Below are 13,819 nucleotides of genomic sequence, written 5' to 3' on the forward strand. Positions count from 1 at the left end.
TTGGTTTATTAGCACTGCCCCTGTGCGGGGCGGCAGTCACTTTCTTTGCTGCTGCAAAGAAAGTAACCAAAGAAAGCAGCTCGATAGGCCCGCGGTCACACGCAGTTTGGCCATGCTTGCCATGTGATCGTGGGCTGCCTAAGTGTCGCCCTCATAGGCCACACCGGGCTTGGATCGCGCACGGTCTGTCTCATCGCACCACTCCACTTGCTGGTTCAGCACCAAATAGCTTCGGCACAGCGCTGCGCGCTGCCGACGGGTCTACCAGGGAAACCAACCTATCGCACATGCAATGAGATGGATGCGTTAGCGACGAAGCGCGCGCAAACCCGATGAACCCATCGGCCGCGAAGCGGGCCAGAGCCTTTTGGTGCTGAACCGCTCCGCTGTGCGGCGCGCGGCGACAGACCGTGCGCGAGCCAAGCCCGATTAGTCTTGTGAGGGCGACACTTAGGCAGCCCACGATCGGCTGGCAAGCGTGGCCAAACTGCGTGTGACCGCGGGCGTCTCGAGCTGCTTTCTTTGGTTACTTTCTTTGCAGCAGCAAAGAAAGTGACTGCCGCCCCGCATAGGGGCAACGCTAATAAACCACAAAGAAAACGGGATCCGGCGAAATCAAAGTCAACCCCAAAAACAAATCACTTAGCATTCGCATTCAACTCCCGCGCGTAATACATCGCCGCCGCATCGATCTCCTCCGGCGTCATGTTGCGCGCAACATTGCGCATCACCTCGTTAACATCGTTCGTCCGCGTGCCATTGGCAAACGCGATCAATTGCGACTTGGTATAAGCCGCCGGCAAGCCATCGAGCCAAGGGCTACCGGCCTTGTTATCGATGCCCCCATGACACGCCGCACATGGCGCGATATTGCGCATCGGCGCACCATGCGCGACGATCGCCGGCGCGAGCGCGTCGCTCACCTTCCGCTGCGCCGGCGGCCGCGGCAAATTCGCGTAATACGCCGCGAGATCGCGCATATCCTGATCGCTCAGGTTCATCGCCATCGGCGACATCACCGCGTTGGTGCGCGCGCCCTTCTGGAAATCGATCAGCTGCTTGTAAATCACCGACGCATACTGCCCCGCCAGATTCGGCGAATTCGCGTCGCTCATGCCGCGTTCCCCGTGGCACATCGTGCAGCGCAAGGCCAGCGTCGCGCCACGCCCGATCGAATTCGCGCTTACGTTAGTGAGCAACTGCGGGGTGATCTCGACGCCCGTGAGCTTCACCTTCGGCTCGACGGCCGCGCCGCCCGCATACCACTCGCGCGGCACGCCCGCCGCGCTGCAGATCGCATTCCAGATACCGGTGAACGGCGCGTCGCGCTGCACGGAAGGCAGCCATACGAAACCGATCAGCGCCGACACCACGGCGATGCCGATCGTCCCCAACACGCTGACGGCGAACCAGCGGTTGCGGAAGGTGAAGAGGCGTTCGTCGCTCATCGCTGCGCTCCGATCGGCACTGCGGGCACCGCCGTATCCGAACGCGCGAGCAACTGCGCAATCGGGTAGCCGTAGTTGACGAGCGTAAGGCCGATCATCAGCACGAGCCACAGCGCAAAACTGTTCAACGCCACGGGAAGCGTGCGCGGCTCATGCACCGCGCGGCTGAAGCGGAACTCCTCGATCGCCGTGCGCGGCGCGCGATGCGCCTTGATCAGGACGATGAAAAACAGCACCGCCGATACGACCAGAATCAGCCCGCCCAGCACTGAGATCACCACATAGACCGCTTGCGCGGCGATCGCCGGATCGCTGTAGTCGTAGAACGCCATGCGCCGCGGCATCCCCAGAATGCCGACGAAATGCCACGGGAACGTGAGCACGATCATGCCGATGAACCATAGCCACAACTGCCAGCGCATCAGCTTCACGCTCTCGAGTGCGCGCCCGGTCAGATGCGGCCACAGATCGTACGCGATCACGAAATACATGATGACGATCGCGCCGCCGAAGATCAGATGAAAGTGCCCCGTCACCCATTGCGTATTGTGGACCGTCGAGTCGAGCTGATAGCTCATGTTGATGAGCCCGCCCGCCCCGCCGAAGCCGAGCATCACGAAAGAGAACGCGACGGCCAGCATCATCGGGTTGTCCCACGGCAAAGCCTTAATCCAGCCGAGCGGCCCGCGTCCGCCGCGCAGCCGCGCTGCAATCTCCACCGATGCGCAGATCGTGAACACGGTGAGCAGTGTCGGCACCGCGACGAGCGCGGTGAACACCGAGTGCATGAACTTGAAGCCCGAGCCCACTTGCGGATCGGCGAAAAGGTGGTGAATGCCGATGGGCATCGACACGACGAGGAACAGGATGAACGAGATGCGCGCCATCGAATCGCTGTAGAGACGGCCGCCGATCGCACGCGGAATGATGGTGTAGTACGCGATGTACGCGGGCATCAGCCAGAAGTAGACGATCGCGTGCAACGTCCACGAGAAGAACACGCGCGCGAGGCCCGCGTCAATCGTCGACTTCCAGCCGATCGCGACGGGCAGGATCATGAACAGCACTTCGATCGCCGCGCCCACCGCCGTCCAGCCCCACAGATAGGCACCGGCGACGGTCGCGAACATCGCGAGCGGCACCGGCTTGCCCGCGTTCTCGCGCTTCCACGACGCGAGGTTCACCGACATCAGCGCGACCCACACCCACGAGCCGACCACCACGAACACGACGCCGATGTAATAGAACACGTTGCCGATCATCGGCGGATAGAAGGTGTAGAGCACGGACGCGAGGCCCATTGCGACGGGCACCGTCGCCGTGACCGCGCCCACCGCGACCAGCCAGAAGCCGAGCCACGCCCAGCGCAGGCCGACGAGCGGGCGCTTCAGCGCAAGCTCGCTCACCGCGTAGCCGAAGCCCATCGCGATGAGCGTCGGGAACGCATAGCCCATCACGGTGCCGTGCTCCGTCACCGAGCGATAGTAGAGTTCCGGATTCTGCAGCCACGGATGCAACGGGCTGCGCACGAGCATCTGCCATGCGCCGAGCAAAAGCGCGACGCCGAAGGCGATGAAAGCCAGCCAGAAATGCGCGAGTACGAGGCGCTTGCTATTGAACACAGGACACTCTCCGCGAATTGGCCGGCATCTTGTCGGCCATCTGCATGAATTCGGCGCGGTCCACCACCTTCACGTGCGCCCACATGTTCTGATGCCCGGTGCCGCAGTACTCGTGACAGGGCATCAGATGCTCGCCGGGCTTGTCGAAAGTCGTCTTGAACGTCGAGACATAGCCCGGCTCCAGCATCGAATTGATATTCGTGTCGGTGATCAGAAAGCCATGCACGACATCCGAGCTCGTCGCGCGGAAGGTCACCGGCACGCCCGCCGGCACCACCAGGCATTGCGGCGTGAACGAGTACTGCTGCGCGACGATGCGCACCGTCACCGAGCCATCCGCCTCGGGCGCGGCGCCGAGATTGCTTTCGATGAATTCGCCCGACACATGCAGCGTTTCAGGGCGAATCGTCTCGACGCGCGACGGCGGCATCATCGACCAGTGCACGCCGGTATAAACGACCATGCCGACGAGCACGACGACGATCGCGAGCACGAGAATCGCCCAACGCCGTTCGACCCGTTCGGCGATGTCGTGCGAGCTTGGATTGATGGCCATATGCGATGCCTTAGTGAACCTTCCGAATCGTTGAGGTCGCTGAGATCACTGAATCACGCCACGCGGCAGGAACACGGCGAAATAGAAGACGAACCAGAGGCCGATGACGATCGCCGTCGAGATGCCCGCGAGCGCAATCGCGCCCGATGGGCCGCGCTTCACGATCTCGTCGAGCTTCGCGTCCTGCCTCGCGATTTCATTCGGGTCTTCAGTCATGGTGTCGTCGATGCTCAGTAAAGTGGCGCCGAACGCAGCTCGTTCACTTCCTTCACGCTGACCGGCGTGCCGCGGTTGCCCCACGCGGTGCGGATATACGTGACCACGGCCGCGACCTCGACATCCGAGAGCGACTGCGCGAACGGCGGCATGCCGTAGGGCTTCGGGTTTTTGAAAGTGCCGGGCGGATAGCCGCCGTTCAGCACCATTCGAATCGGGTTCACGGCCGAACTCATCACGATCGACTGATTGTTCGCGAGCGGCGGAAAGTCGGGTGGCTTGCCCTGGCCCTGCGCGGCATGGCATTCGGCGCATTGCGCGTCGTAGATCTTCTTTCCGAGCGGCGAGAGGCTCGTCTTTTCTTCGACGGCCGCCTGGCTCGGCGGCGCCGACTTGTCGCCGGAGCGCGCGGGCAGCGCCTTCAGATAGACGGCCATCGCGCGAACATCTTCCTCGGTCAGATATTGCAGGCTGTCGTAGACAACTTCGGCCATCGGCCCGTACACGGCGCCGCGATTCGACACGCCCGCATGCAGAAGACCGACGATGTCGTCGAGGCTCCAGTCGCCCAGACCCGCTTCCTTGTTCGACGTGAGCGACGGCGCATACCAGTTCTGGATCGGGATCAGGCCGCCTTCGAACGCCTTCGATTTCACGTTGCCGCCGAGCGCGTTGATGGCCGTATGGCACATCGAGCAGTGTCCGAGGCCTTCCACCAGATACGCGCCGCGATTCCATTCGGCCGATTGCGACGCATCGGGCTCATACACGCCTTCGCGGAAGAAAAGCGAACGCCAGCCGAGCAACAGCTCACGACGATTGAAGGGGAAACGCAGCTCGTGCGGCCGGTTCGGCTGATGCACCGCCGGCGTGGACATCAGGAATGCGTAGATCGCGTCGGAGTCGGCGCGCGTGACTTTCGTGTATGACGTGTAGGGCATCGCCGGATAGAGCAGCGAGCCGTCGCGGGACTTGCCCGTGTGCATCATCGCGAAGAACTCTTCGGCGGTCCATTTGCCGATGCCCGTCTCCTTGTCCGACGAAATGTTCGGCGTATAGAGCGTGCCGAAGGGCGTGTCCATCGGGCGGCCGCCGCCGAACGTCTTGCCCGCGGGCAGCGTATGACACGCGATGCAGTCGCCCGCGCGCGCGAGATATTCGCCGCGCTTGACGGTGGCGGCATCCGCGCCTTGCGCCGCGGCCTGGCCGATCGGCGCGGCGCACGCCGCAATGAAGACCGCGACGGTCAGCGCTCGGAAATGTCGAAAACGGAGCACGTTGGGGTCTCGGTTAGTTATGGACGCTGCCGCAGGCGAGCGGCATCCTGAGCGAGCCGGCGGCGACCGGCACCGGATTCGCCGGCGCGGGCAGCGACGCGAGATAGGCCGCTATCGCGGTGATGTCGCGGTCGTTCAACAGTTTCGCGACCTGCCCCATGCAATCCGGCGCGACGGTCGAGCGCGTGCCGTAACGCCACGCGCCGAGTTGCGCGCTGAGATAGTCGGCATGCAGGCCGAGAAGGCCGGGAATCGCGGGCTCCATGCCCGTCATCGCCGCGCCGTGGCAACTCACGCAGGCGGGCACATTGCGCGATGCATCGCCCTTCGTGACGAGCGTCTTGCCGAGATCGAGCGTTTTCTCGTCGACCCTCACGGCCGCGGGCGGCGCGAACGGCGGGCGTTCGCCCGCGAAGTAATCGGCCATCTGCTTCAGGTACGCGTCGGGCAGATAAGCGAGCAGGTAGTTCATCGGCGGATATTTGCGCCGGCCGTCGCGGAACGCGAGGAGCTGGTTGTACAGATAACCGGCGGGTTTGCCGGACAGGCGGGGGAAATAGTCGTTGTCGGTGCCCTCGCCGTGCGCGCCGTGGCAGGCCGCACAACCCATCACGCGGGCCTGCATGGTATCGGGGGCGCGTTCGAGCGCCGCGCCTCGCGCGGGGGCGTCCGCCGCGAGTACGCCGAAGCTGAAAAACGCGAAAAGCGCGGACAAGAAGAAAGCGCAGAGCTTTGCCACGTTTCGCACGTAACCCCCGTTGTCTTTGCCGTGTTCGATTTGCCGGGCGTGTGAGGCATGCGTCCGACGCGGTTTTTCAAGGCGCTGCGATGTTCTTGATGCCGATGGGTTGCGCTTGGCTTTTCTGATCTTAGAAGAGACGGCCTCTTTTTCCCAGTCTGGAGATTGTCTCAATGCACGACGTCGATGCGCATGACACAACGCATCGTTATTTGCGCTCGAACAATGAATCGCACATTTTTGAGATGGGCAATTGCGCCAGATCAACCCGCTGGGGATTGCATACAGCAGCTTTGAACGATCAGGTCGATTATTTCGAGACGGGTAATGAGTTGCGGCGCGTTCACTTGAGGCCGAGGCGCCGGGCGAGGCGATTGAGATTGGCGCGATCCAGACCGAGCTCGCGCGCCGCCGACGCCCAGTTCTGGTTGTGACGCTTCAGCACATCGAGAATGAGCGTGCGTTCGTAGGCGGTCACCGCGTCGCGGAAGTCCGTGCCCGGCGCGGGCAACGGCGATGCCTCCGCCCGCGGCGCGCTAACCGTGGCTGTCGCGCCATCGCCGTTGAGCGTCAGATCGGCGGCGGTGAGCGTGAGGATGCGCGGACGCTCCCGATGCGCCGCGAGCGCCTTCAACGCGCTGCGCCCGATCAGATGCTCCAGTTCGCGCACGTTGCCGGGCCAGCGATACGCGAGCAGCGCGGCCTGCGCGTCGGCGGAAAGACGCAGACTCAGGAGGCCGAGGCGCGAGCGGTTCTCTTCGAGGAAGTAACCCGCGAGCAGCAATACGTCGCGCCCGCGCTCGCGCAGCGGCGGCACCACGAGCGGATACACCGACAGGCGATGATAGAAATCCGCCCGAAAGCGCCCTTCGCGCACTTCCTCGGCGAGATCGCGATTGGTTGCGGCGATGAGCCGCACGTCGACCTTGTGCTCGTTGTCCGAGCCGATGCGCTGCAACTGCCCGTTCTGCAGCACGCGCAGCAGCTTCGCCTGGACGGGCAGCGGCAGTTCGCCCACTTCGTCGAGAAAGAGCGTGCCGCCATCGGCGAGCTCGAACTTGCCGCGCCGATCCGACGACGCCCCCGAGAAAGCGCCGCGCACGTGCCCGAAGAGCTCGCTCTCGACGAGCGTATCCGGCAGCGCCGCGCAATTGAGGCTGACGAGCGGCTTGTCCGCGCGCGGCGACAGCGCGTGGATCTCGCTCGCAACGAGCTCCTTGCCGACGCCCGTCTCGCCGGTGATCAGCACGGTCAGATCGCTCGACGCGACGATCGCGATTTCCTCCAGCAAGCGGTTATGCGGCCCGCTGCTGCCGATCATTTCTCGCCGCCGCGGCCCGTTCGCCTGCCGATACACCTCCGCGCGCTGACGCTCCGCCTCGCCTCGTCTCGCGAGCGTGTCGATGCGCTCGGCCACGCGCACGGTCGCCGCCGCGAGACTGAGAAACGCCTGGAGCGATGCCATGTCGATACCGTCGAAGCGCGCAGGATCGAGCGCGTCGAGCGTCAGCAGACCCCACGCGCGCCCGTCGATGATGAGCGGACAACCGAGGCAATCGTGCACTTCGAGATGGCCGCTTACGCCCTTCACGAGGCCATCGTACGGATCCGGCAGGTCGGAGCCGGCGGCAAACCGCGTCGGCGCCTCGCGCGCGAGGATGCGCGCGAATCGCGGATGCTCGCTGACGCGAAACCGCCGGCCGAGCGTATCGCTCGACAGACCGTCGATGGCAAGCGGCACGAGTGTGTCGCCATCGAGCCGCAAAAGCGCAGTGGCGTCCCCCGGAAAGAGCGCGCGCAGCGTGTGCAGCAAACGACGGTAGCGCTCGGTGTCGGGCATCTCGCTCGACAGGTCCTCGATCAGCGGCACGAGGGCGTCGAGCAGCACCCTTGAAGTCATTGCGACTACTTCTGTAGTCTTTTGGACCAGAGTCGAATCGACCATGAATTTCGATAAACGATTGATTTAACGCCAATTCTACTCTGGCACGGAACGTGTATTGGTCTTGCCCGAGGAATTCGACGCGGAAGCGCCCGCTTCCGCCTTTCATCATGAGGAACCGAAGAATGCTGTCAGCCGAACACCGAGCCATCGTCAAGGCAACCGTCCCCCTGCTGGAAAGCGGCGGCGAGGCGCTCACCAGGCACTTCTACAACAAGATGCTCACCGAATACCCCGAAGTTCGCCCGATGTTCAATCAGGCGCACCAGGCAAGCGGCGCGCAGCAGCGCGCGCTCGCCAACGGCGTGCTGATGTATGCGCGGCATATCGACGAACTGGAGAAGCTCGGCGGCCTGGTCGGTCAGATCATCAACAAGCACGTCGCGCTGAACATCCTGCCGGAGCATTATCCGATCGTCGGGCGCTGCCTGCTCGCGTCGATCCGAGAAGTGCTCGGCGAGGAAATCGCCACCGACGCCGTCATCGAGGCATGGGCCGCCGCCTACGGGCAACTCGCCGATCTGTTGATCGGGCTCGAGGAAGGCATCTATAGCGAGCGCGAAAAGGCGCCGGGCGGATGGCGCGGCACGCGGCGGTTCGTCGTCGCTCGCAAGGAGCAGGAAAGCGACGAAATCACGTCGTTCTATCTCGTGCCCGAGGACGGCGGCGCCCTGCTCGACTTCCATCCGGGCCAGTACATCGGCCTGCGCCTTGTCATCGACGGCGAGGAACTGCGTCGCAACTATTCGCTCTCGGCGGCGCCCAACGGCCGCGACTATCGCATCAGCGTGAAGCGCGAGGCGAACGGCAAGGTGTCGAACTTTCTGCATGCGAACGTCCGCGAAAACGACGTGCTCGAGCTTTATCCGCCCGCAGGCGACTTCAGGCTGGAAAAGAGCGAGAAGCCGCTCGTGCTGATCAGCGGCGGTGTCGGCATCACGCCGACGCTCGCGATGCTTCAGGCCGCGCTCGAAACCAGGCGCCCGGTGCACTTCATCCACTCGGCGCGGCACGGCGGCGTCCATGCGTTCCGCGCGGTCATCGAAGAGCTGGCGGCGCGTCACCCGCAGCTCGAGCGCTTCTACTGTTACGAGCACAAGCGCGACGGCGATCACGAAGCGCATGGCATCGGCTTCGTCAACGAAAATCTGCTCGACGCGTGGCTACCGAAGAACCGTGATGTCGATGCGTACTTCCTCGGCCCGAAGGCGTTCATGAAGGCGGTGAAGAAGCATCTGAAGGTGCTCGGGGTGCCCGAGGCGCAGAGCCGCTACGAGTTCTTCGGCCCCGCCGCCGCGCTCGACTGATTCCGCGCGCGAGGCTGCGCCTGTGGACCCGCGGCGCGTGCCGCCGTGGGTTTTTTTGCGTCCTGATTCGAGCGGAAAGCAGTCCGGCGCCGATGCGGTGGCTACCTGAAATTCCATAAAACCGGTCATTTCAAACAGCCACTCCGAGGCCTAATCTTCTCTTGCCGCGCCGCTCTGGCGCGCTTTCCGAACCAAGCAAAGAGGATACGTCAATGGAACCCCGTCTCGACTTCTACAAGGCCAGCCCCGCCGCGATCAAGGCGCTCGTCGGTGTCGAAGAGCGCATCGCCAAGTCGGCGCTCGAAAAATCGCTGACCGAACTGGTGCGCCTGCGCGCATCGCAGATCAACGGCTGCGCGTTCTGCGTCGACATGCACACGACCGATGCGCGCAAGGGCGGCGAAACGGACCGGCGTCTGGCGACGGTCGTCGTGTGGCGCGAGACGCCGTTCTTCACCGATCGCGAACGCGCCGCCCTCGCATGGACAGAAGCGTTGACGCTGGTGTCGCAGGATCACGTACCCGACAGCGTGTGGGAAGCCGTGAAGCCGCACTTCAGCGACGAGGAAATCGTGGACCTGACACTTCTCATCTCCGCGATCAATAGCTGGAACCGCTTCGCCATCGCGTTCCGCAAGACGCCTGCATGAGGACATGGACATGAGCATGCGCAAATCTTTCGTTCTGGCCGCTGCGCTGATGATCGGTGCGGCGAATGCCGGCGCGCACGATACGAAGGGCGCGGAGGTCGTCGCGCCGGTGATGAAGCAGGCCATTCCCGAGGCAGCCGGCAAGAACGTGCTCATGGCGACCGTCTCGTACAAGCCGGGACAGGCATCGGAAGCGCACATGCATCCGGGGTCGATCTTCGCTTACGTGCTCGCAGGCCACGTCACATCGCAGCTCGAAGGTTCCGCCGCGAAGACGTATGGTCCTGGGCAATCATGGTACGAGCCGCCGGGCGCGCATCACATCGTGTCGAAAAATGCGAGCGCGACGAAGCCGGCGAAGCTGCTCGTGTTCGCGATCGTCGGCGACAACGATCCGGTCAAGCAGCCGATTCCGCACTGATCGAGGCGATGACATCGTGAACCGTCCGCGCGTTGCCGCTTGGCTCTTGAGCATCGTGCCCGGGCTCTGCGGGCTCGGGCAAGCGTGGTGTGTCCCGGCGCGGCTGTGACGCGCCGGTGCAGCTTCGGCCTGGCCTTGGGGACGCTCGCATGCGTGAAGCTAGCGCTCGCGTTGCCGATGTTCGCCGGCGCGAACCTGTTCATCGGTTACCCGTGCGCGCACTCGCGCGCACGGCGGTTCCATCGTGAGGATGTCATGAAGATCGCAGAACCCAGCACCGTTTTTGTCGCGGCGTCGCAAAAGCGCGAGCCGAGCCATTATCAGCGCGGCGCGCTATTCAATCTCGGCTTCCGGCCGTTCTATTTGTGCGGCGCGGCGTTCGGCGCAGTCGCGTTGACGGTGTGGTTGCTCGTGCTGTCGGGCGTGCCGCTTTCCGGCGGCTATCTGCTGCGTGCGGACCCGATCGGCTGGCACGCGCATGAAATGGTGTTCGGCTTCGCGGCGGCGATCATCGCCGGTTTTCTGCTGACGGCCGTGCGCGCCTGGACCGGACGCGACACGGCCAAAGGCGCGGTGCTCGCAGCGCTCACGCTGCTGTGGCTTGCCGGGCGCGTGCTCGTGTGGAGCGGTCCCGCGCTGCCGGCTGCGATCGTCGATAGCGCGTTCTTGCCCCTCGCCGCACTCCTGCTGCTCCGCGTGCTCATGAAGGCGGGCAACCGGCGCAACTATTTCCTCGCCGTCGTGCTGCTTGCGTTCGGCGCGCTGAACGCCCTGTTTCACGGCTTCGCGATCGATACGCGCGCCGATCTCTCGATGCGCGCCGTGTATGCATCCGCGGGCATCGTCGTATTGCTCGTCAGCGTGATCGGTGGACGCGTGATCCCGATGTTTACCGCCAACGCGATCCCCGGCTTCGTCGCGCGGCGCCGGCGCATCGTCGAGGCGACGGTCGCGCCGCTCACGCTCGCGGCGTTTTTCGCCGATGCCCTCGCGCTCGATGGCGCGATCGTCGCGCCGCTCGCCTTGCTGGCGTGCGGGGTGCATCTCGCGCGGATGATCGGCTGGCGCTCGTACGCCGTGCGCGGACGGCCCATTCTCGCGATTCTGCATCTGGCTTATGCGTGGTTGCCGCTCGGCTTCGCGCTGCTCGCTGCGTCCTCGCGAGGATGGACGCGCGTGCCCCATGGCCTCGCGATGCACGCGTTCGCGGCCGGCGCGATCGGCGGCGCGATCATCGCGATGATCACACGCACCGCACGCGGACATACGGGACGCCCGCTCGTCGCGGACAAGCGCGATATCGCGTGCTATGCGCTCGTGATCGCGGCAGGCGCGCTGCGCGTGCTCGGGCCGCTCGCCGCGCCTGCATGGCATTCGACGTGGATCTTCGCCGCGGGCATCTGCTGGGTGCTCGCGTTCGCGCTGTACGTCGCGGCGTACGCTGCGCCGCTATTCAGACCGCGTGCGGATGGCAAGCCGGGTTGAGAGGCAACACGTTTTGACATCGGGATGCGCCGGTTCCGCGAGAATCGCATCCCGCTTTCCCATTCCGATGTCACCATGAAGCACCTTCGTCATATTTGCGCCGTGGCGCTCGCCGTCGCTGCGCTCACGCTTTCCGGCTGCGGCCTTCTCGGTTGCAGCGCCTTCGCCACCAATGGCGGCGGCTTCGGCGGCTGTAGCGTCGGCACGCGGTTCTGATTCACCGTCCCTCCATATGCGGGGCTCGCTTCATCCGTCTCCTGAATAATCGTGCGTTCCCCGCGCGAGCCGGGTTGGCCCGCGCGCCCTTCGCGACGACACTACGTTCATTGGACAACCGTCGGCGACATCTAGCGCCGACATCGACTGGAGACAGCATGAGCGCTCACGTAAGTCTGGTTCTTCTCGCTCTCGTGTCGCCGGCGTGCGCGCTGGCATTGCGGGCGGGGATCGCCAGCATCGATACACGCGTGCCCCGCCTGGCGTTCTGCGCCGCGCTTCGAGGCGTGTCGAATCCGCGGCGTCATCTGCTTTCGTTTCGCGCGTCGCCGTAGCCCGCGACGGCGCTGAACGCCCATCCTGCTGCCGCAGGATCGCTCGAATCACGGGGATAAGGGAGCGAGGAGACCACCTGCCGGCGGCAAGACGAAACGCGCATCCGCAACGCGGCCTCGAGCGCCGCATCATCAGTCGCAAGCCGCGGAAAGCGCGAGCTCGATAACTAGAAACGGGCGACACGCCGGGTCGCCCGCCCAGCCGACCTCACGCCGTACGCATCACTCCTTCACCGCCGTGTAGGACATGTCCAGCGACGCCGCGCGCGCGTGCTTCTGCGAATGCGCGTTACGCATCGGCTTCAGCACGAAGAGCGCGAGCAGCGCCGATATCGCCGCCATGCCCGCCGCGAGCATGAACACCGCGTGCCAGCTTCCGGTCGTCGTCGTGATCACGCTCGAGAATGGCACGAGCAACGCAGCCGTGCCCTTCGCCGTATAAAGCAGACCCGCGTTGGTCGCCGCGAACTTCGGACCGAACGTGTCGCCGCACGTCGCCGGGAAAAGGCTGTAGATTTCGCCCCACGCGAAGAACACGATGCCGGTCAGCACGACGAACGCCGTCGGATTGTGCCCGTACTTCGACAGCGCGACGATGCCCACCGCTTCGATTGCAAACGCGACGAACATCGTGTTTTCCCGCCCGATGCGATCCGACACCCAGCCGAAAAACGGTCGCGTCAGGCCGTTGAGCACGCGGTCGATGGTGAGCGCGAAGGTCAACGCGGGCAGCGTCAGACCGAGTATCGACACGGGCGAATCGTGCAGCCCGAAGTCCTTCGCGATCGGCCCGAGCTGGGCCGTCGCCATCAGTCCGCCGGCTGCCATCATGACGAACATCAGATACATGACCCAGAAGATCGGCGATGCCAGCACCTGTTTCGGACTCGCGTTGTAGACCGCCGCCTTGACCGCGCTCTTCACCGACGCGATCATCTGCGCGGGCGGCGCGTAGAGCGCCATGCCGAGCAGGAACACCACGAGTCCCTGCCCCAGACCGAACCAGAGGAACGTCGCTTCGTAGCCGCTCGACTTGATCATGTGCGCGATCGGCACGACCGTCGCGGCGGAGCCCATCCCGAAACCCGCCGCCGTGATGCCCGCAGCCAGTCCGCGTCGCGCCGGGAACCACTTGAGCGCATTGCCGACGCACGTGCCGTACACCGCGCCCGCGCCGACGCCGCCGACAGCGGCCGCGAAGTACAGAAGCGGCAGCGACGACGCCACCGAGTTGATCGCCCATGCGATCGCGCACAGCAGGCCGCCGCCGACCACGACCGGCCGCGGCCCGTACTTGTCGACGAGATAACCTTCCACGGGCACGAGCCATGTTTCCGTCACGACGAAGATCGTGAACGCCACCTGAATGGCCGCGCGGCCCCAGTGATATTTCTCGTCGATCGGGTTGACGAAGAGCGTCCAGCCATACTGCATGTTCGCGATCATCGCCATGCAAATCACGCCGAAAACCAATTGCACCCACGGCGACGCCAGGCGCGACGCCTTGTCGTCGCGGTCCATCTGGTTCATTCCCATGCCTGTCTCCTTGGCAAATTGCCTTGTGTATTCGGACGCCGAACGGCGCCTCACGCGACGCATTTCATG

Annotated in this window: 14 protein-coding genes; 6 read left to right on the forward strand and 8 right to left on the reverse strand. The window is 64.4% G+C overall.

Annotation, left to right across the window (positions count from 1 at the left end; translation table 11 throughout):
- Positions 1-638 precede the first annotated feature (638 nt).
- From NCT32_RS17785 to norR, 7 genes are all read right to left on the reverse strand, one after another.
- Positions 639-1,448, reverse strand: a complete 810-nt coding sequence (locus NCT32_RS17785; protein ID WP_061115746.1) for a cytochrome c — start codon at positions 1,446-1,448, stop codon at positions 639-641.
- Positions 1,445-3,070: a b(o/a)3-type cytochrome-c oxidase subunit 1 gene (locus NCT32_RS17790; RefSeq protein WP_061115745.1), complete on the reverse strand. Its 1,626-nt coding sequence runs from the start codon at positions 3,068-3,070 to the stop codon at positions 1,445-1,447. Before NCT32_RS17790 ends, NCT32_RS17785 begins: the two co-directional genes overlap by 4 nt.
- Positions 3,060-3,626 carry a cupredoxin domain-containing protein gene (locus NCT32_RS17795; protein ID WP_061115744.1) on the reverse strand — a complete coding sequence of 189 codons (567 nt, stop codon included), beginning with the start codon at positions 3,624-3,626 and terminating at the stop codon, positions 3,060-3,062. Before NCT32_RS17795 ends, NCT32_RS17790 begins: the two co-directional genes overlap by 11 nt.
- 45 nt (positions 3,627-3,671) lie before the next feature.
- Entirely contained in the window at positions 3,672-3,842 is a 171-nt protein-coding gene (locus NCT32_RS17800) for a hypothetical protein (protein ID WP_086960614.1), read from the reverse strand.
- 14 nt (positions 3,843-3,856) lie between these two features.
- Positions 3,857-5,074: a cytochrome c gene (locus tag NCT32_RS17805; RefSeq protein ID WP_061116061.1), complete on the reverse strand. Its 1,218-nt coding sequence runs from the start codon at positions 5,072-5,074 to the stop codon at positions 3,857-3,859.
- A gap of 58 nt (positions 5,075-5,132) precedes the next feature.
- A complete protein-coding gene (locus NCT32_RS17810; RefSeq protein WP_250477494.1) occupies positions 5,133-5,744 on the reverse strand; it encodes a c-type cytochrome in 612 nt (203 codons plus the stop codon).
- Positions 5,745-6,201: 457 nt separating this feature from the next.
- Positions 6,202-7,803 carry a nitric oxide reductase transcriptional regulator NorR gene (gene norR / locus NCT32_RS17815; protein ID WP_061115743.1) on the reverse strand — a complete coding sequence of 534 codons (1,602 nt, stop codon included), beginning with the start codon at positions 7,801-7,803 and terminating at the stop codon, positions 6,202-6,204.
- A 122-nt stretch (positions 7,804-7,925) separates the two neighbouring features.
- On the opposite strand from norR, the gene hmpA reads away from it, so the two are divergent.
- From hmpA to NCT32_RS17845, 6 genes are all read left to right on the forward strand, one after another.
- Complete coding sequence (gene hmpA / locus NCT32_RS17820; RefSeq protein ID WP_250490464.1) at positions 7,926-9,107, forward strand: NO-inducible flavohemoprotein; 1,182 nt, start codon at positions 7,926-7,928, stop codon at positions 9,105-9,107.
- A gap of 212 nt (positions 9,108-9,319) precedes the next feature.
- Positions 9,320-9,757, forward strand: a complete 438-nt coding sequence (locus NCT32_RS17825) for a carboxymuconolactone decarboxylase family protein (RefSeq protein WP_061115741.1) — start codon at positions 9,320-9,322, stop codon at positions 9,755-9,757.
- A gap of 16 nt (positions 9,758-9,773) precedes the next feature.
- Entirely contained in the window at positions 9,774-10,178 is a 405-nt protein-coding gene (locus NCT32_RS17830) for a cupin domain-containing protein (RefSeq protein ID WP_086960666.1), read from the forward strand.
- 255 nt (positions 10,179-10,433) lie between these two features.
- The gene (locus tag NCT32_RS17835) at positions 10,434-11,663 is read left to right on the forward strand and encodes an NnrS family protein (protein ID WP_061116059.1); all 1,230 of its coding nucleotides are present in this window, start codon (positions 10,434-10,436) and stop codon (positions 11,661-11,663) included.
- Positions 11,664-11,738: 75 nt separating this feature from the next.
- Entirely contained in the window at positions 11,739-11,879 is a 141-nt protein-coding gene (locus tag NCT32_RS17840; protein WP_250477428.1) for a hypothetical protein, read from the forward strand.
- Between the two features lie 158 nt (positions 11,880-12,037).
- Positions 12,038-12,214 (forward strand): hypothetical protein, encoded by a 177-nt coding sequence (locus NCT32_RS17845; RefSeq protein WP_250477429.1) that lies wholly within the window; start codon positions 12,038-12,040, stop codon positions 12,212-12,214.
- A gap of 222 nt (positions 12,215-12,436) precedes the next feature.
- On the opposite strand, the gene oxlT is transcribed toward NCT32_RS17845, so the two are convergent.
- Positions 12,437-13,750: an oxalate/formate MFS antiporter gene (gene oxlT, locus NCT32_RS17850; RefSeq protein WP_250477430.1), complete on the reverse strand. Its 1,314-nt coding sequence runs from the start codon at positions 13,748-13,750 to the stop codon at positions 12,437-12,439.
- Between the last annotated feature and the right edge of the window lie 69 nt (positions 13,751-13,819).

The sequence above is a fragment of the Caballeronia sp. INML2 genome (assembly GCF_023631365.1).
Taxonomy (GTDB): Bacteria; Pseudomonadota; Gammaproteobacteria; order Burkholderiales; family Burkholderiaceae; genus Caballeronia; species Caballeronia turbans.